Origin of the sequence: Pseudomonas sp. R1-1, from assembly GCF_051132135.1 — a bacterium.
GTDB lineage: Bacteria > Pseudomonadota > Gammaproteobacteria > Pseudomonadales > Pseudomonadaceae > Aquipseudomonas.
Genome location: NZ_CP071663.1, coordinates 5,070,119 through 5,087,031, shown reverse-complemented (window position 1 = coordinate 5,087,031; position 16,913 = coordinate 5,070,119). Strand labels below are relative to the sequence as shown.

General features: G+C 59.4%; 17 protein-coding genes. 10 read left to right on the top strand and 7 right to left on the bottom strand.

All coding sequences use genetic code 11. The annotated features are described in order from the left end of the window. Positions 1–70: 70 nt before the first annotated feature. Complete coding sequence (locus tag J3P75_RS22850; RefSeq protein WP_434708275.1) at positions 71–727, bottom strand: alpha/beta hydrolase; 657 nt, start codon at positions 725–727, stop codon at positions 71–73. A gap of 468 nt (positions 728–1,195) precedes the next feature. Between J3P75_RS22850 and J3P75_RS22845 the strand changes: the two genes are divergently transcribed. The 4 genes from J3P75_RS22845 to J3P75_RS22830 all read left to right on the top strand — a co-directional run bounded on the left by J3P75_RS22845 (position 1,196) and on the right by J3P75_RS22830 (position 5,358). Continuing rightward, complete coding sequence (locus J3P75_RS22845) at positions 1,196–2,227, top strand: amino acid ABC transporter substrate-binding protein (RefSeq protein WP_090281876.1); 1,032 nt, start codon at positions 1,196–1,198, stop codon at positions 2,225–2,227. A 66-nt stretch (positions 2,228–2,293) separates the two neighbouring features. Continuing rightward, entirely contained in the window at positions 2,294–3,475 is a 1,182-nt protein-coding gene (locus J3P75_RS22840; RefSeq protein WP_434708274.1) for an amino acid ABC transporter permease, read from the top strand. 10 nt (positions 3,476–3,485) lie between these two features. Beyond that, the gene (locus J3P75_RS22835; RefSeq protein ID WP_090281878.1) at positions 3,486–4,580 is read left to right on the top strand and encodes an amino acid ABC transporter permease; all 1,095 of its coding nucleotides are present in this window, start codon (positions 3,486–3,488) and stop codon (positions 4,578–4,580) included. A gap of 13 nt (positions 4,581–4,593) precedes the next feature. Next, entirely contained in the window at positions 4,594–5,358 is a 765-nt protein-coding gene (locus J3P75_RS22830; RefSeq protein WP_016771581.1) for an amino acid ABC transporter ATP-binding protein, read from the top strand. 49 nt (positions 5,359–5,407) lie between these two features. On the opposite strand, the gene J3P75_RS22825 is transcribed toward J3P75_RS22830, so the two are convergent. Both J3P75_RS22825 and J3P75_RS22820 read right to left on the bottom strand, forming a co-directional pair. After that, positions 5,408–5,896, bottom strand: coding sequence for a type II toxin-antitoxin system MqsA family antitoxin (locus tag J3P75_RS22825; RefSeq protein ID WP_394507401.1), 489 nt, complete (start codon positions 5,894–5,896; stop codon positions 5,408–5,410). Continuing rightward, positions 5,893–6,204, bottom strand: coding sequence for a type II toxin-antitoxin system MqsR family toxin (locus J3P75_RS22820; RefSeq protein WP_434708273.1), 312 nt, complete (start codon positions 6,202–6,204; stop codon positions 5,893–5,895). Before J3P75_RS22820 ends, J3P75_RS22825 begins: the two co-directional genes overlap by 4 nt. A 166-nt stretch (positions 6,205–6,370) precedes the next feature. Between J3P75_RS22820 and J3P75_RS22815 the strand changes: the two genes are divergently transcribed. The 5 genes from J3P75_RS22815 to J3P75_RS22795 all read left to right on the top strand — a co-directional run bounded on the left by J3P75_RS22815 (position 6,371) and on the right by J3P75_RS22795 (position 10,359). Further along, complete coding sequence (locus J3P75_RS22815; protein ID WP_434708272.1) at positions 6,371–7,030, top strand: FadR/GntR family transcriptional regulator; 660 nt, start codon at positions 6,371–6,373, stop codon at positions 7,028–7,030. Beyond that, the gene (locus tag J3P75_RS22810; protein WP_434592073.1) at positions 7,020–8,324 is read left to right on the top strand and encodes a CynX/NimT family MFS transporter; all 1,305 of its coding nucleotides are present in this window, start codon (positions 7,020–7,022) and stop codon (positions 8,322–8,324) included. The genes J3P75_RS22815 and J3P75_RS22810 overlap by 11 nt, the downstream gene beginning before the upstream one ends. A gap of 201 nt (positions 8,325–8,525) precedes the next feature. Beyond that, positions 8,526–8,996: a nuclear transport factor 2 family protein gene (locus tag J3P75_RS22805; RefSeq protein WP_434708271.1), complete on the top strand. Its 471-nt coding sequence runs from the start codon at positions 8,526–8,528 to the stop codon at positions 8,994–8,996. Between the two features lie 40 nt (positions 8,997–9,036). After that, positions 9,037–9,339 carry a GIY-YIG nuclease family protein gene (locus J3P75_RS22800; protein WP_083366939.1) on the top strand — a complete coding sequence of 101 codons (303 nt, stop codon included), beginning with the start codon at positions 9,037–9,039 and terminating at the stop codon, positions 9,337–9,339. 84 nt (positions 9,340–9,423) lie between these two features. After that, complete coding sequence (locus tag J3P75_RS22795) at positions 9,424–10,359, top strand: glutathione S-transferase family protein (RefSeq protein ID WP_434708270.1); 936 nt, start codon at positions 9,424–9,426, stop codon at positions 10,357–10,359. Positions 10,360–10,475: 116 nt separating this feature from the next. On the opposite strand, the gene J3P75_RS22790 is transcribed toward J3P75_RS22795, so the two are convergent. Continuing rightward, on the bottom strand, positions 10,476–10,826 hold the full coding sequence (locus tag J3P75_RS22790; RefSeq protein ID WP_434708269.1) for a glutaredoxin family protein: 351 nt from the start codon (positions 10,824–10,826) through the stop codon (positions 10,476–10,478). After that, positions 10,826–11,830, bottom strand: coding sequence for a nucleoid-associated protein YejK (gene yejK, locus J3P75_RS22785; protein ID WP_093104504.1), 1,005 nt, complete (start codon positions 11,828–11,830; stop codon positions 10,826–10,828). Before yejK ends, J3P75_RS22790 begins: the two co-directional genes overlap by 1 nt. 395 nt (positions 11,831–12,225) lie before the next feature. Here yejK and J3P75_RS22780 point away from each other — a divergent pair, with 395 nt between their 5' ends. After that, positions 12,226–12,507, top strand: a complete 282-nt coding sequence (locus tag J3P75_RS22780) for an HU family DNA-binding protein (protein ID WP_003221909.1) — start codon at positions 12,226–12,228, stop codon at positions 12,505–12,507. A gap of 191 nt (positions 12,508–12,698) precedes the next feature. Here the strand turns inward: J3P75_RS22780 and rlmF are convergent, their stop codons facing one another. Together rlmF and J3P75_RS22770 are read right to left on the bottom strand one after the other, a co-directional pair. Continuing rightward, complete coding sequence (rlmF, locus tag J3P75_RS22775) at positions 12,699–13,718, bottom strand: 23S rRNA (adenine(1618)-N(6))-methyltransferase RlmF (protein ID WP_434708268.1); 1,020 nt, start codon at positions 13,716–13,718, stop codon at positions 12,699–12,701. A 231-nt stretch (positions 13,719–13,949) separates the two neighbouring features. Next, on the bottom strand, positions 13,950–16,796 hold the full coding sequence (locus J3P75_RS22770) for a valine--tRNA ligase (protein ID WP_434708267.1): 2,847 nt from the start codon (positions 16,794–16,796) through the stop codon (positions 13,950–13,952). Between the last annotated feature and the right edge of the window lie 117 nt (positions 16,797–16,913).

Sequence of the window (16,913 nt, the reverse complement as noted above, 5' to 3'; positions counted from 1 at the left end):
CCGGCCAGTGTAATGCAAGAAACGGGCGCGGCGTAGTAGGAGGGATCAAAGGGCAGGGATCGGCCGCAAATCAGCGCAGGCGTTCGCTCAGCCAGACGCCAATGTCGCGAATCTCTTCAGGTAACACTTCGTGCTCCATTGGGTATTCCTGCCATGTCACGGTGACACCATGCTTCTTCAGATGCTCATAAGCGCTGCGGCCCATCGAGTTCTGCACTACGCCATCGTACTGGCCGTGCAGGCACAGCGCCGGAATCCGTTGTTGGCTGGCGGATAACTCCAGTTCATCGCTGAACGTCGGCGCGTAGGTCGACAGCGCCAGAACCCCACCCAATGGCCCCTGCCATTTCACAAAAGCGGTGTGCAGCACCACGGCGCCGCCTTGGGAAAAACCGGCGAGAAAAATCCGCGAGGCGTCTATTCCGCTGGCGCGCTCGGTTTCGATCAGTTCAATGATGCGATCCGCCGAGGCTTCCAGCTCGTCGAGATCGATTGCCCGTGCCGGGCTCATGGCCTTGATGTCGTACCAGCTGGGCATGGCATATCCGCCATTTATCGTCACAGGACGGGTCGGCGCCTGTGGCAGCACAAAGCGTGTGTTCAGCAGACTTTCCTGCAGCGCCTCGGCCACCGGCAGGAAGTCGTAGCGGTCGGCGCCGAGGCCGTGCAGCCAGATCACGCAGGCGTCTGCGGGCTTAACAGGCTGAAGAATCAAGGGCTCGGTCATGTCTGCTCCAAAAATGTGCGGGCGCTCTCATTGAGTGCGTGATCGAAGTGCGCGCCCGGTTGATCCGTTAAGAAGATGTCGCAAGGTTACAAGTTTTGCTATTGACGTGTCGCGCAATCACTTTGGCAAGCGGTGTGGTACGGCGTTTGCTATGGAGGTTTCCGTACGAAGCGTCCGACGCGTGGCGGTAACATTATCAGTCTGCGTCGCGCGATGGGACAGCAACGAATCCGGTGATGGATGTTCGCCAATGGCCGCTACGGGCTTAGCGAACGTGAAAGGGCTACAGCCCGTTCGGCCGATTGGTGAGAAGTGAGTGATCCATGATGTGGATTTTCTCCTACTAGACTCATAGCGAAGGTCTTACGTCGGTTGACCCCAAAAAAAGCCAACACGGGTCAACAACGCCTCAAAAGGGTGCGACTGGACTCAAGCTCCGACACAACAAGAGCAAAACTGGAGGTTTGAATGAAGATGTTGAAATCCACCCTGGCGGTCGTGACTGCTGCAGCAGTACTCGGCGTCAGCGGGTTCGCTCAGGCGGGTGCAACCCTGGATGCGGTACAAAAGAAAGGTTTCGTGCAGTGTGGCGTGAGCGACGGTCTGCCAGGCTTCTCGGTACCGGACGCAACCGGCAAGATCCTCGGCATCGACGCTGACGTCTGCCGCGCTGTGGCCGCCGCCGTTTTCGGCGACGCGAGCAAGGTCAAGTTCAGTCAGTTGAACGCCAAGGAGCGCTTTACCGCGCTGCAATCGGGCGAGATCGACATCCTCTCGCGCAACACCACCATGACCAGTTCGCGTGACGCGGGCATGGGCCTGAAATTCCCGGGCTTCATTACCTACTATGACGGCATCGGCTTTCTGGTGAACAACAAGCTGGGCGTGAAAAGCGCCAAAGAGCTGGACGGCGCGACGATCTGCATCCAGGCCGGTACCACCACCGAGCTGAACGTTTCCGACTACTTCCGCGGCAACGGTCTGAAATACACTCCGATCACTTTCGACACCTCCGATGAAAGCGCCAAGTCGCTGGAATCCGGTCGTTGCGACGTGCTGACCTCCGACAAGTCGCAGCTGTTCGCCCAGCGCAGCAAGCTGGCCTCGCCGAAGGACTACGTGGTTCTGCCGGAAACCATTTCCAAAGAACCACTGGGCCCGGTCGTACGTAACGGCGACGACGAGTGGCTGGCCATCGTCCGTTGGGTCGGCTACGCGCTGCTCAACGCTGAAGAGGCCGGCATCACTTCGAAGAACGTCGAAGCAGAAGCCAAATCGACCAAGAACCCGGACGTGGCCCGTATGCTCGGCGCTGACGGCGAATACGGCAAAGACCTGAAACTGCCGAAGGACTGGGTAGTACAGATCGTCAAACAAGTCGGCAACTACGGCGAAATCTTCGAGAAAAACCTCGGCAAGAGCACTCCGCTGGAAATCGACCGCGGCTTGAACGCCCTGTGGAACAACGGCGGCATTCAGTACGCACCACCAGTGCGCTAATGGTTCTATCGCCCGGCGGGCCAACCGCCGGGTGATGTTCTTGTTCCATTTCTTCCGGGGCACTTCATGCAAAATTCAATCGGCGCACCAAAGCAGAGGCTCAGCCTCAGCGATCCACGAGTGCGTGCGTGGCTATTCCAGATCATCACCGTTGTGGCGGTGGTCTCGCTTGGCTGGTACCTGTTCGACAATACGCAAACCAACCTTCAGCACCGGGGCATCACCTCCGGCTTCAGCTTTCTGGAGCGCAGTGCCGGTTTCGGCATCGCTCAACACCTGATCGACTACACCGAAGCGGACAGCTATGCCCGGGTCTTTGTCATCGGTCTTCTCAACACCTTGCTGGTGACCGTGATCGGTGTGGTTCTGGCAACCATCCTCGGTTTCATCATCGGTGTGGCGCGGCTGTCGCAAAACTGGATCATTGCCAAACTGGCGACGGTGTATGTGGAAGTGTTTCGCAACATTCCGCCGCTGCTGCAAATCCTGTTCTGGTACTTCGCGGTGTTCCTGACCATGCCGGGGCCGCGCAACAGCCACAACTTCGGCGACACCTTCTTCGTCAGCAGCCGTGGCCTGAACATGCCGGCCGCACTGGCTGCCGATGGCTTTTGGGCCTTCGTGATCAGCATCGTGGTGGCGGTCGTCGGCATCGTGCTGATGACTCGCTGGGCCAACAAGCGCTTCGAAGACACCGGTGTGCCGTTCCACAAGTTCTGGGCTGGCCTGGCGATCCTGCTGGTGATCCCGACCTTGTGTGCACTGATTTTCGGCGCTCCGCTGCATTGGGAAATGCCTGAGCTCAAGGGCTTCAACTTTGTCGGTGGCTGGGTGTTGATCCCGGAACTGCTGGCGTTGACCCTGGCCCTGACTGTCTATACCGCAGCGTTTATCGCCGAAATCGTGCGTTCCGGGATCAAGTCGGTCAGCCACGGTCAGACCGAAGCGGCGCGTTCGCTCGGCCTGCGCAACGGCCCGACCCTGCGCAAGGTGATCATTCCGCAAGCCCTGCGCGTGATCATCCCGCCGCTGACCAGCCAATACCTGAACCTGGCGAAGAACTCTTCGCTGGCGGCCGGTATCGGTTACCCGGAAATGGTTTCGCTGTTCGCCGGCACCGTGCTCAACCAAACCGGTCAGGCGATCGAAGTGATTGCCATCACCATGAGCGTCTACCTGGCGATCAGTATCAGCATTTCCCTGCTGATGAACTGGTACAACAAGCGCATTGCGCTGATCGAGCGGTAAGGAAAAGCGCATGAGTACTCATACTTTCAAACCCGACATGCCACCACCGAACAGCAGCATTGGCGTGGTCGCATGGATGCGCGCGAACATGTTCTCCAGCTGGCTCAATACCCTGCTGACCCTGTTTGCGTTCTATCTGATTTATCTGGTTGTGCCGCCGATCCTCAGCTGGGCGATTGTGGATGCCAACTGGGTCGGCACCACGCGCGCCGACTGCACCAAGGAAGGCGCCTGCTGGGTGTTCATTCAGCAGCGTTTCGGCCAGTTCATGTATGGCTATTACCCGACCGAACTGCGCTGGCGCGTCGACCTGACCGTGTGGCTGGCGGTCATCGGCGCAGCACCGCTGTTCATCTCGCGGGTGCCGCGTAAAGCGGTCTACGGGCTGTGCTTCCTGGTGTTGTACCCAATCATTGCCTTTACCTTGCTGCATGGCGGTTTTGGCATGACCACCGTGCCGACCAGCCAGTGGGGTGGCCTGATGCTGACCCTAGTGATCGCTACTGTTGGTATTGCCGGAGCGTTGCCGCTGGGCATCGTACTGGCGCTGGGCCGGCGCTCGAACATGCCGGCAATTCGCGTGGTCTGTGTGACCTTCATCGAATTCTGGCGCGGCGTGCCGTTGATCACTGTGCTGTTCATGTCCTCAGTGATGCTGCCGCTGTTCCTGCCCGAAGGCATGAACTTCGACAAGCTGCTGCGTGCACTGATCGGGGTGATCCTGTTCCAGTCCGCGTATGTTGCCGAAGTGGTGCGCGGCGGCCTGCAAGCGATCCCCAAAGGCCAATACGAAGCTGCAGCAGCGATGGGCCTCGGTTACTGGCGCTCGATGGGCCTGGTGATTCTGCCGCAAGCCCTGAAGCTGGTGATTCCCGGCATCGTCAACACGTTCATTGCGCTGTTCAAGGACACTAGCCTGGTGATCATCATCGGCCTCTTCGACCTGCTCAACAGCGTCAAGCAAGCCGCTGCCGATCCGAAATGGCTGGGCATGGCCACCGAAGGCTACGTGTTCGCCGCCCTGGTGTTCTGGATTTTCTGTTTTGGTATGTCGCGCTATTCCATGCATCTGGAACGCAAGCTCGACACTGGCCACAAGCGTTAGGAGTTCTCTGTAAATGAGCGAAGCAATCAAAAAGCCTGTGGGCCCTGAAGGCATCATCCAGATGCAGGGCGTCAACAAGTGGTACGGCCAGTTCCACGTACTGAAAGACATCAACCTCAATGTCAAACAGGGCGAGCGTATCGTTCTGTGCGGGCCATCGGGCTCGGGCAAATCGACGACGATTCGTTGCCTCAATCGCCTCGAAGAACACCAGCAGGGCCGCATCGTTGTCGATGGCGTGGAACTGACCAACGACCTCAAGCAGATCGAAGCGATCCGCCGCGAAGTCGGCATGGTGTTCCAGCACTTCAACCTGTTCCCGCACCTGACCATTCTGCAGAACTGCACCCTGGCGCCGATGTGGGTACGCAAGATGCCCAAGCGCAAGGCCGAGGAAATCGCCATGCACTACCTGGAACGCGTACGCATTCCGGAGCAGGCGCATAAATACCCGGGGCAGTTGTCCGGCGGTCAACAACAACGTGTGGCGATTGCCCGTGCGCTGTGCATGAAGCCGAAAATCATGCTGTTCGACGAGCCGACTTCGGCGCTCGATCCGGAAATGGTCAAGGAAGTCCTCGACACCATGATCGGCTTGGCGGAAGACGGAATGACCATGCTCTGCGTAACCCACGAAATGGGCTTTGCCCGCACCGTGGCGAACCGCGTGATCTTCATGGACAAGGGCGAGATTGTTGAACAGGCCGCGCCGAACGACTTCTTCGACAATCCGCAGAATGACCGCACGAAGTTGTTCCTGAGTCAGATTCTGCATTGATGGTTGATGAGTGAAACCAACCCGGCCATGTGCCGGGTTGTTTTTTGGATCAGGAAACCGAAAGGGATTCATGTTCTTTGTGAACGATGTGCTCGAAACCTCTCAAATCTGCACCTTCGCCGAGAGTCTTCACATCGGTTAGCAAGTACGGGTAGCGATCCAATAAACGCATCAACAAAATGAGCGCCTTGGGCGGCAGTACATCGCCGCGCTCATAGCGAGAAAATGCGTTATGCCCACCCCCAGACAGCAGTTGCACCGTCTCTTTTTGCGTCAGGTGCAATTTGCGACGGATCCGCTTCATCTCGTTACCAATCATTTGCCTGGAGGCGATGACCAGTTCATCACCCGCGTCGCAATACCGTTGCGCACTATCGGTGTCGGGGTCCCATTCGATCTCGCCGCACTTCTGGCATTCCCAGCCAGAAAGATCATCGACACGACGCTCCATGCCCTTGACTCTCAGGGTTTCGCCGCGCCCCTGAAAATGCCTCATTCCCTCACGTGCACCGCAGCTCACACATTGCTGGGTTGTCATGGGTTCTTCTCCTTGAAGGAGATTACCGGTGGGCTGCCGCCGGGGCGGTATGTCACCTTGATGTAAATCTCCTGATCTCGTGAATTGATGTGATACACGTCTTGCCAGATTCGATGATCCTCATGGGTAGTCATCGATTTGTACAACATCCTGGTTTGTAGCTCGAAAACAATCTCCTGCATTTCGCTGAGATTGAAGCCGAGCTTCTCAGCAGACCTTACTGAAGTTTTGGTGAAAGCATTTTGACCCAGTCGCCGCACTTCAGACTTGATCACCGCCAAGTCGTAATGGGGTGTGTTCTTTTCCATAAGAAGCCAAAAACCCTGTCCCTGAAATTACCCTTAAAGGGTAATTTTGACCAATCGAAAATGCCGCTCCATGTGTCTCGATTGACCCTAGGTGGTTGCCGTCCTACATGGGTCTGACTAACATGTTGGAAAATTCATCCTATGATTGGATGAAAGGACGAGACCTATGTCAGACATTTCTCCACTCATCAAACGATCGCTGGTCGATCAGGCGCTGGACCAGTTGCGCCAGCGCATCAACAGCGGTGTCTGGCAGGTCGGCGAGCGGCTGCCGACCGAGCCGGAGCTGTGCGCCGAGCTGGGCATCAGCCGCAACACCGTGCGCGAAGCCATGCGCGTGCTGGCGTTTTCCGGGCTGATCGAGATCCGTCAGGGCGACGGCAGTTATCTGCGCGCAGTGGTCGATCCGCTGGACACGCTGAAGGCGTTGTCGCGGTGTTCACTGGACCAGGCGCGGGAAACTCGGCACATCCTCGAAGTCGAGGCCATCGGCCTGGCGGCGTTGCGCCGTACCGACGAGGATCTGGCGGCACTGCGCGAAGCGCTCGGCACCAGCGGCAGCCACTACCACGGCGACCTCGACACTTACATCGCTTGCGACCTGGTGTTCCATCGCCGTCTGGTCGACGCCGCGCACAATCCGACCCTCAGTGAGCTGTATCGCTACTTCTCCAGCATCGTCGGCGCGCAATTACGCCAGACCCTGAACATCGTCCCGCGCCGTCAGGAAGTGTTCGACCTGCACATCGCCCTGCTCGATGCGGTCGAACAGCGCGACCCGGAGCGGGCCAAAGCCTTGTCGAGGCAGTTGATCAATGAACCTTGAAACCGAGAAAACCATGTCCCGCAGTGAGTTATCCACAGCGCCGAATCGCACCACCGAACTCGAAGAGCTACTGATTGATGCCGAGGCGGATGACGAGCAAGTGCAGCAAAGCCATCCACTGGTGAAGCGACCATGGCTGTTGCTGCTCGGGTTGATTCTGGTAGCGCTGAACTTGCGTCCGGCATTGTCGAGCATGGCGCCGCTGCTCAGTGAGGTCTCCAGAAGTCTTGGATTGTCGGCGGCGCAGGCGGGTTTGCTAACCACGTTGCCAGTGCTGTGCCTGGGCTTGTTCGCCCCGCTGGCGCCGATTCTGGCGCGGCGCTTCGGTGCCGAGCGGGTCGTGCTGGGGATTCTGCTGACGCTGGCTGGCGGGATTATCCTGCGCAGCAATTTTGGTGAGATCGGCCTGTTCGCCGGCAGCGTCCTCGGCGGCGCCAGCATCGGCATCGTCGGCGTCTTGTTGCCCGGCATCGTCAAGCGCGACTTTGCCAAACATGCCGGGACCATGACCGGCGTCTACACCATGGCCCTGTGTCTGGGCGCGGCGATGGCGGCAGGTTCGACCGTGCCGTTGAGTGAGCACTTCGGCAACAGCTGGGCCATGGGGCTGGGCTTCTGGGTGATTCCGGCGCTGCTGGCCGCGGTGTTCTGGTTGCCGCAAGTCGGCTCGAAACACGGCGCGCACAACGTCGCTTATCGGGTGCGCGGTCTGCTGCGAGATCCGCTGGCCTGGCAAGTAACCTTGTACATGGGCCTGCAGTCGTCGCTGGCCTACATCGTGTTCGGCTGGTTGCCTTCAATCCTCATCGGTCGCGGGCTGACGCCGACCCAGGCCGGTCTGGTGCTGTCCGGTTCGGTGATCATTCAACTGGCCAGCTCGCTGGCCGCGCCATGGCTGGCGACGCGCGGCAAGGATCAGCGTCTGGCCATCGTCGTGGTCATGGCGCTGACTCTGGGCGGGTTGTTCGGCTGCCTTTATGCGCCGATCGAAGGCCTGTGGGGTTGGGCGATTTTGCTGGGGCTGGGGCAGGGCGGTACGTTCAGTCTGGCGTTGACGCTGATCGTGCTGCGCTCGCGTGATTCACATGTCGCGGCGAACCTGTCGAGCATGTCTCAGGGCTTCGGTTATACGTTGGCATCGATGGGGCCGTTCGCCGTCGGCGTGGTGCATGACTGGACCGGCGGCTGGAATGCCGTGGGCTGGATTTTCGGCATCATTGGTACCGGAGCGATCATTGCCGGCCTCGGCGCCGGGCGGGCGCTCTACGTCCAAGTGCAAAGCGAGAAGATCTGACGCGATTCAAACTGTAGGAGTGAGCCTGCTCGCGATGGCGGTGGATTAGTCAGTGCGATGTTGACTGCCAGGCTATCGCGAGCAGGCTCACTCCTACAGGGTTTTGTGTTTGTCGGTATTCGGTGTGCGAATGCCGATAGTGTTTATGCGCTCGGCAGATTATCGTGCTGGCAATCTGTACCTCTTTCTTTGGAGACTGCCTTGAGCGAAGCCCACAGCGCCCTGATCACCCGCTTCTACGAAGCCTTCCAGCGCCTCGACGCCGAAGCCATGGCCGCCTGTTACACCGACGACGTGGTCTTTAGCGATCCGGCTTTCGGCGAATTGCGCGGTCGCGACGCCGGCGACATGTGGCGCATGCTCACCACCCGCGCCAAGGATTTCTCGCTGACCTTCGACAATGTCCGCGCCGACGAGCGCACCGGTGGCGCGCACTGGGTCGCGACCTACCTGTTCAGCCAGACTGGCAATATCGTGATCAACGATATCCAGGCGCGTTTTGTCTTCCGCGACGGCAAGATCTGCGAACACCACGATCACTTCGATCTGTGGCGCTGGTCGCGTCAGGCGTTGGGCTTAAAAGGCCTGCTGCTGGGCTGGACGCCGCTGGTGCGCAACGCCGTCCACGCGCAGGCGCGCAAGGGACTGAAGGCATTCCAGGCCGGGCGCTGATAAGATCGCCGCCTGATTTCCTACACGTCCCGATCCCGAAGTGACCAGCCTTAGCGAAAATTCTGTCGATGTTGCCGAACCGGTGAGCAAATCCTGGTTCGTCTATCTCGTTCGCGCCGCCAATGGCTCGTTGTATTGCGGGATCAGTGACGATCCCGTGCGCCGCTTTGCCAAGCACCAAAGTGGCAAGGGCGCGCGGTTCTTTCTTTCCAGCCCGGCGATGGCACTGGTCTATACCGAACGGTGTCGCGACAAAAGCGATGCGCTGCGGCAAGAGCGGTTAATCAAAAAGCTGCGCAAAAGCGCCAAGGAATGTCTGGTCGCGTCTTATCAATCTGACTGATAGGTTCCCATCAGGCGGATCTGTAGGCTGCTAATCGAATGCGCGCTAAGCTGCGGGCTCATTATCTGAGCGGCGGAGCCGAGCATGTCCGAGTTGATTCTCCATCATTACCCGACTTCCCCATTTGCGGAGAAGGCCCGTTTGCTGCTGGGCTTCAAAGGTTTGTCGTGGCGCTCGGTGCATATCTCGCCGGTAATGCCGAAACCGGATCTGACGGCGCTGACCGGTGGCTACCGCAAGACCCCGGTGTTGCAGATTGGCGCGGACATCTATTGCGACACCGCGCTGATCGCCCGTCGCCTGGAACAAGAGAAAGCCCTGCCAGCGTTCTTCCCGCAAGGCCAGGAAATGGTCAGTGCCAGTTTTGCCACATGGGCTGATTCGGTGGTGTTCCAGCATGCCGTGAGTCTGGTGTTCCAGCCGGAATCGGTAGCGGTGCGCTTCGGCAAGTTGCCGCCGGAAGCGATCAAGGCGTTTATCGCCGACCGCGCCGGTTTGTTCAGCGGAGGCAGCGCAACGCGCCTGAGTGCCGAGCAGGCCAAGCATCAATGGCCGACGATCATGGCGCGCCTGGAGCAGCAGTTGCAGCGCGAGCAGGGCGACTTCCTGTTCGGTGAGCCATCGATTGCCGACTTTGCCCTGGCCCATCCGCTGTGGTTCCTCAAAGCGACACATGTGACCGCACCGTTGGTCGATGAGTATCCGGCTGTCATAGCGTGGCTGGGGCGTGTGCTGGGCTTTGGTCATGGTGCGGCGAGCGAGATGTCCTCCGCCGAGGCGCTGGAAGTGGCGCGCAACGCGACGCCTGCGGCATTGCCGGATGAGCAGTTCGTTGATCCGAATGGCTTTACGGCCGGGCAGCAAGTGGCGATCGCGGCAATCGACTATGGCGTCGACCCAGTGGTGGGTGAGTTACTGTTTGCCGGTCGCGAGGAATTGATTATCCGCCGCGAAGACGAGCGCGGCGGCGTGGTGCACGTGCACTTCCCACGCTTCGGATTCCGCATCGAAGCACGCTGATCTCTCAAGTCCGATGCAAAACCCTGTAGGAGTGAGCCTGCTCGCGATAGCGGTGTGTCAGTTGATGAATCCGCCGACTGACACACCGCTATCGCGAGCAGGCTCACTCCTACAGGTTATTTCAGGGCGGCGAGGATTTCGTCCGGGTCAAACCCGCGGATCAGCGTACCGTTCACATCGATCAGCGGAATCCCGCGTCCATCCAATGCCTCGTACGCCTTGCGCGCCTCGGCATCCTTCTCGATATCGAACTCCTTGAACGGGATGCCCTTGCTGTCGAGAAAACGCTTGGTCTGCTTGCAGTAGCCGCACCAGTCAGTGGCATAGAGCACGACATTGGCCTGCGCACGCGTCTGCTCGGAAACCATTTGCGACGGATTGAAAACTCGCTCGATCTTGCCCCAGTTCTGATAGGCCACAACGACCAGCAGAACCAGGACAAACTTCTTCAGCACATTGCCGAGCATCAATTGCGCCGCTTGAGTTGATCGGTCAGCGAAGTCGGCAGGCCTTTGATGATCAATGTGCCGTTCTCTTCGTCATACTCGATCTTCGAGCCCAGCAGATGCGCTTCGAAGCTGATCGACAGACCTTCGGCGCGGCCGGTGAAGCGACGGAATTGATTGAGGGTGCGCTTGTCCGCCGGAATCTCCGGCGACAGGCCGTAGTCCTTGTTACGGATGTGATCGTAGAAGGCTTTCGGGCGTTCTTCGTCGATCAACTCCGAGAGCTCTTCCAGACCCATCGGTTCGCCGAGCTTGGCCTGGCTGCTGGCGTAGTCAACCAGGGTCTTGGTCTTCTCGCGGGCGGAGTCTTCCGGCAGGTCTTCGCTCTCGACGAAGTCACTGAAGGCCTTGAGCAGTGTGCGGGTCTCGCCCGGTCCGTCGACGCCTTCCTGGCAGCCAATGAAGTCGCGGAAGTATTCCGAGACCTTCTTGCCGTTCTTGCCCTTGATGAACGAGATGTACTGCTTGGACTGCTTGTTGTTCTGCCACTCGGAGACGTTGATCCGCGCCGCCAAGTGCAACTGGCCGAGGTCGAGGTGACGCGACGGGGTCACGTCGAGCTCGTCGGTCACCGCCACGCCTTCGCTGTGGTGCAGCAGGGCGATCGCCAGGTAGTCGGTCATGCCCTGCTGGTAGTGGGCGAACAGCACGTGGCCGCCGACCGACAGGTTGGATTCTTCCATCAGTTTTTGCAGATGCTCGACCGCCACTTTGCTGAATGCGGTGAAATCCTTGCCGCCGTCCATGTACTCCTTCAGCCAGCCGCTGAACGGGAACGCGCCGGACTCCGGATGGAACAGACCCCAGGCCTTGCCCTGTTTGGCGTTATAGCTCTCATTGAGGTCGGCGAGCATGTTTTCGATGGCTGCGGACTCGGCCAGTTCGGTGTCACGGGCGTGCAGAACTGCGGGCGTGCCGTCGGGTTTCTTGTCGATCAGGTGGACGATGCAATGACGGATCGGCATGGGCTTCTCGGCTGTTGGAAGGGAGGAGGGCAGGCTCCCCCGAAAAAGCGCCCAGTGTACCGCAACCACTGGTTTTGGCGCGGGTTGCAGGGCAAAACCAAGGGGTATGCCCGGCCTTATGCGGTTTTTTACCGGTTTAGAGCAATAAAGCTGACCAAATGGGTAGCTAGAGGCGGATATTTCCTTGTCGCTGTGCTAGTTTTGCCCGGTCTTACGCGAAGTCACTGCGTTAAGCGTGCATTCAGCATTTGTCAGGTCGAACCAAACCCTGATTTCGGCATCTATAACCCGACTCGTCGTGGTTATCGCCGAGGGTGCCAGATCCAGAAGATCGGGCTCGATGGCTGACACTGCACTCTGCAATCCATATGAATTTGATAGGGAAGGAACACTACATGGCTCTTACTAAAGACCAACTGATCGCCGACATTGCTGAAGCTATCGACGCGCCGAAAACCACCGCGCGTAACGCTCTGGACCAACTGGGCCAAATCGTTGCCGATCAGCTGGAAAATGGCGGCGAAATCACCTTGCCAGGTATCGGCAAGCTGAAAGTGACCGAGCGTCCTGCCCGCACCGGCCGTAACCCATCGACTGGCGCTGCCATCGAAATCCCTGCCAAGAAAGTGATCAAGCTGGTTGTGGCCAAAGGCCTGACCGACGCTGTGAACAAGTAAGACGCAGCGATAAAGAAACCGTGCTCCGGAGCGATCCGGGCACGGTTTTTTTGTGTCTGTGATTTGATGCTGCACCCTGAACCTTTGTAGGAGTGAGCCTGCTCGCGATAGCGGTGGGTCAGTCAATTTGAATGTCCACTGTTACACCGCTATCGCGAGCAGGCGAAGGCCTACAGGGGATTTGCGGTGTATCAGCGAACCCAGCGCTCACGCCGCCAGATCTGCTGCTCGGACTTGGTCTGGAACGTCCAGGCCACGAAGCGGCTCTGCTTCTGCCCCTGGGACATCTCCACCACCTGGCTTTCCAGAACACCAGCCTTCTTCAGCGCGGTTTCGATCGCCGGCAGGTTCGATGCCTTTGAGACCAGCGTGCTGAACCACAACACCTTGTGCTGGAAGTTGGCGCTTTCGGCAATCAGTTGCGTCACAAAGCGCGCTTCACCGCCCTCACACCACAGCTCCGCCGACTGGCCGCCGAAGTTCAGCACCGGCAGTTTGCGTTTCGGATCGGCCTTGCCCAAGGCGCGCCATTTGCGCTCGCTGCCCTTGGTCGCTTCGTCCATCGAGGCGTGGAACGGCGGGTTGCACATGGTCAGGTCGAAACGCTCGCCAGGTTCCAGCAAGCCGATGAGGATGTGTTTGCGGTTTTCCTGCTGGCGCAGCTTGATGACCTTGCCCAGATCGTTGGACTGCACGATAGCGCGGGCGGCCGCCACGGCGGTCGGGTCGATCTCCGAGCCAAGGAAGTGCCAGCGGTACTCACTGTTGCCGATCAGCGGGTACACGCAGTTGGCGCCCATGCCGATGTCCAGCACGTTGACGATCGCGCCGCGCGGGACCTTGCCGTCGTTCATGCTTGCCAGCAAATCGGCGAGAAAATGCACGTAATCGGCGCGACCCGGCACTGGCGGGCAGAGGTAGTCGGCCGGGATGTCCCAATGCTGAATGCCGTAAAACGATTTGAGCAGCGCCCGGTTGAACACGCGCACCGCGTCGGGGCTGGCGAAGTCGATGCTTTCCTTGCCGTACGGGTTGGTGATCAAAAACTTCGCCAGTTCCGGCGTGGTCTTGATCAGCGCCGGGAAGTCATAACGACCCTGATGGCGATTGCGCGGATGCAGGCTGGCCTTTTCACGCGGCTCAACGGTCTTGGCCGGGGTCGCGGGATCAGGCTTCTTGCGTGCAGGTTTGGGTGTGCGGGGGGCGGTCATGGGCGTGGTCGATTCGGGTATGGCTGAAAGTGGCGGGTATTGTCCCACATCTAAGGGCCACACCGACCAATTGTAGGCGTGAGCCTGCTCGCGATAGCGGTGTGTCAGTCCCGAATGATGGCAACTGACACACCGCTTTCGCGAGCAGGCTCGCTCCTACAAGGGATTCGTGGTGTCTGGGAATAAAAAAGGGAGGCCATTGTGGCCTCCCTTTTTCACTGCGACTTGCCGTTACAGGCTGGCAATCCGCGCATGCTGCTCGGCCAGCTTGCCCAGGGCCTGTTCGGCCTCGGCCAGTTTGGCGCGTTCCTTGTCGATGACTTCGGCCGGGGCCTTGTCGACGAAACCGGCGTTGGACAGCTTGCCGCCGACACGCTGGACTTCGCCCTGCAGACGCAGGATTTCCTTGTCCAGACGCGCCAGTTCCGCAGCCTTGTCGATCAGACCGGCCATCGGTACCAGCACTTCCATCTCGCCGACCAGTGCGGTGGCGGACAGCGGTGCTTCTTCGCCAGCGGCGAGTACGGTGATCGATTCCAGGCGCGCCAGTTTCTTCAACAGCGCTTCGTTCTCGGTCAGACGACGCTGGTCTTCAGCGCTGACGTTCTTCAGGAAGATCGGCAGCGGCTTGCCCGGGCCGATGTTCATCTCGCCACGAATGTTGCGCGTGCCGAGCATCAGGTCCTTGAGCCATTCGATGTCGTCTTCGGCCGCCGGATCGATGCGCTCTTCATTGGCGACTGGCCAAGGCTGCAGCATGATCGTCTTGCCCTGAATACCGGCCAGCGGCGCGATGCGCTGCCAGATTTCTTCAGTGATGAACGGCATGAACGGATGCGCCAGACGCAGCGCCACTTCCAGCACGCGAACCAGCGTACGGCGAGTGCCGCGCTGACGCTCGACCGGCGCGTTCTCGTCCCACAATACTGGCTTGGACAGTTCCAGATACCAGTCGCAGTACTGATTCCAGATGAATTCGTACAACGCCTGCGCCGCGAGGTCGAAACGGAACTGATCGAGCTGGCGGGTCACTTCGGCTTCGGTGCGTTGCAGCTGCGAAATGATCCAGCGATCGGCCAGCGACAATTCGTAGGCTTCGCCGTTCTGGCCGCAGTCTTCACCCTTGTCGAGCACATAACGTGCGGCGTTCCAGATCTTGTTGCAGAAGTTGCGATAGCCTTCGACGCGACCCATGTCGAACTTGATGTCGCGACCGGTCGATGCCAGCGAGCAGAACGTGAAGCGCAGGGCGTCGGTGCCATAACTGGCGATGCCCTCGGCGAATTCTTCGCGGGTGGCTTTTTCGATCTTCTTCGCCAGTTTCGGCTGCATCAGGCCCGAGGTGCGCTTCTGCACCAGGGTTTCCAGGTCAATGCCGTCGATGATGTCCAGCGGGTCCAGAACGTTGCCCTTGGACTTGGACATCTTCTGGCCCTGCCCGTCGCGCACCAGACCGTGTACGTAAACGGTCTTGAACGGAACCTGCGGCGTGCCGTCTTCGTTCTTCATCAGGTGCATGGTCATCATGATCATCCGGGCAACCCAGAAGAAGATGATGTCGAAACCCGTCACCAGCACGTCGGTGGAGTGGAATTTCTTCAGGAACTCGGTCTGCTCCGGCCAGCCCAGCGTGGAGAAGGTCCACAGGCCGGAACTGAACCAGGTGTCGAGAACGTCATTGTCCTGTTGCAGCGCGACGTCCGGGCCGAGGTTGTGCTTGGCGCGCACTTCGGCTTCGTCGCGACCGACGTAGACCTTGCCCGACTCGTCGTACCAGGCCGGAATCCGGTGGCCCCACCACAGCTGACGGCTGATGCACCAGTCCTGGATGTCGCGCATCCACGAGAAGTACATGTTTTCGTACTGCTTGGGCACGAACTGGATGCGGCCGTCTTCAACGGCGGCAATCGCCGGCTCGGCCAGAGGCTTGGTCGATACGTACCACTGGTCGGTCAGCCACGGCTCGATGACGGTGCCGGAGCGATCGCCTTTCGGGGTTTTCAGGTTGTGATCGTTGATGCTCACCAGCAGGCCGGCGGCGTCGAAAGCGGCGACGATCTGCTTGCGCGCCTCGAAACGCTCAAGCCCCGCAAACTCGACGGGAATCTTGCCGTCGATGCTCTCGTTCAGCGTGCCGTCGAGGTTGAACGCCTGTGCGGCGGGCAGCACGTTGGCGTTCTTGTCGAAGATGTTCAGCAGCGGCAGGTTGTGGCGCTTGCCGACTTCGTAGTCGTTGAAATCGTGGGCCGGGGTGATTTTCACGCAACCGGTGCCGAATTCAGGATCGCAATAATCGTCGGCGATGATCGGGATGCGGCGGCCAACCAATGGCAGCTCGACGAACTTGCCGATCAGGGCTTTGTAGCGCTCATCGTTCGGGTTAACCGCAACGGCAGAGTCGCCCAGCATGGTTTCCGGACGGGTGGTCGCGACGATCAGGAAGTCATTGCCCTCGGCGGTTTTTACACCGTCAGCCAATGGATATTTCAGATTCCACAGGAAACCTTTCTCTTCGTGGTTCTCCACTTCGAGATCGGAAATCGCCGTGTGCAGTTTGGTGTCCCAGTTGACCAGACGCTTGCCGCGGTAGATCAGGCCGTCTTCATGCAGGCGCACGAACGCTTCCTTGACCGCTTCCGAAAGGCCATCGTCCATGGTGAAGCGCTCACGGCTCCAGTCGACGGACGAACCGAGACGACGGATCTGCCGGCTGATGTTACCGCCGGACTGCTCCTTCCACTCCCAGACCTTCTCGAGGAATTTCTCGCGACCCAGGTCGTGACGATTCTGGCCCTGGGCTTCCAGTTGGCGCTCCACCAGCATCTGCGTGGCGATGCCGGCGTGGTCGGTGCCCGGCTGCCACAAGGTGTCGCGACCCTGCATGCGGCGGAAACGGATCAGCGCGTCCATGATCGCGTTGTTGAAACCGTGACCCATGTGCAGGCTGCCGGTGACGTTCGGCGGCGGGATCATGATGGTGTAGGACTCGCCCGCGCCTTGCGGGGCGAAGTAGTTCTCGGACTCCCAGGTCTTGTACCAGGAAGTTTCAATGGCGTGCGGCTGGTAGGTCTTATCCATGCGCGGCGGGACCCTATTGGCATTTATTCAGGAAAAGCCGGCAAGTATAGCGGGGCATGGTGAGTAGGGCGAGCGGGGCGCGACCGGTCAGCGGCGCGCGGGCGGTGGTGCAAGTTG

Bases quoted from the DNA above. Each gene is read 5' to 3' on its own strand.
- J3P75_RS22830 (WP_016771581.1), top strand. From the start codon at position 4,594: ATGAGCGAAGCAATCAAAAAGCCTGTGGGCCCTGAAGGCATCATCCAG.
- J3P75_RS22845 (WP_090281876.1), top strand. From the start codon at position 1,196: ATGAAGATGTTGAAATCCACCCTGGCGGTCGTGACTGCTGCAGCAGTA.
- J3P75_RS22795 (WP_434708270.1), top strand. From the start codon at position 9,424: ATGTCCGAGTTGATTCTCCATCATTACCCGACTTCCCCATTTGCGGAG.
- J3P75_RS22850 (WP_434708275.1), bottom strand. From the start codon at position 727: ATGACCGAGCCCTTGATTCTTCAGCCTGTTAAGCCCGCAGACGCCTGC.
- J3P75_RS22825 (WP_394507401.1), bottom strand. From the start codon at position 5,896: ATGACAACCCAGCAATGTGTGAGCTGCGGTGCACGTGAGGGAATGAGG.
- J3P75_RS22770 (WP_434708267.1), bottom strand. From the start codon at position 16,796: ATGGATAAGACCTACCAGCCGCACGCCATTGAAACTTCCTGGTACAAG.
- J3P75_RS22820 (WP_434708273.1), bottom strand. From the start codon at position 6,204: ATGGAAAAGAACACACCCCATTACGACTTGGCGGTGATCAAGTCTGAA.
- J3P75_RS22840 (WP_434708274.1), top strand. From the start codon at position 2,294: ATGCAAAATTCAATCGGCGCACCAAAGCAGAGGCTCAGCCTCAGCGAT.
- J3P75_RS22815 (WP_434708272.1), top strand. From the start codon at position 6,371: ATGTCAGACATTTCTCCACTCATCAAACGATCGCTGGTCGATCAGGCG.
- J3P75_RS22810 (WP_434592073.1), top strand. From the start codon at position 7,020: ATGAACCTTGAAACCGAGAAAACCATGTCCCGCAGTGAGTTATCCACA.
- yejK (WP_093104504.1), bottom strand. From the start codon at position 11,830: ATGCCGATCCGTCATTGCATCGTCCACCTGATCGACAAGAAACCCGAC.
- J3P75_RS22780 (WP_003221909.1), top strand. From the start codon at position 12,226: ATGGCTCTTACTAAAGACCAACTGATCGCCGACATTGCTGAAGCTATC.
- J3P75_RS22835 (WP_090281878.1), top strand. From the start codon at position 3,486: ATGAGTACTCATACTTTCAAACCCGACATGCCACCACCGAACAGCAGC.
- J3P75_RS22790 (WP_434708269.1), bottom strand. From the start codon at position 10,826: ATGCTCGGCAATGTGCTGAAGAAGTTTGTCCTGGTTCTGCTGGTCGTT.
- rlmF (WP_434708268.1), bottom strand. From the start codon at position 13,718: ATGACCGCCCCCCGCACACCCAAACCTGCACGCAAGAAGCCTGATCCC.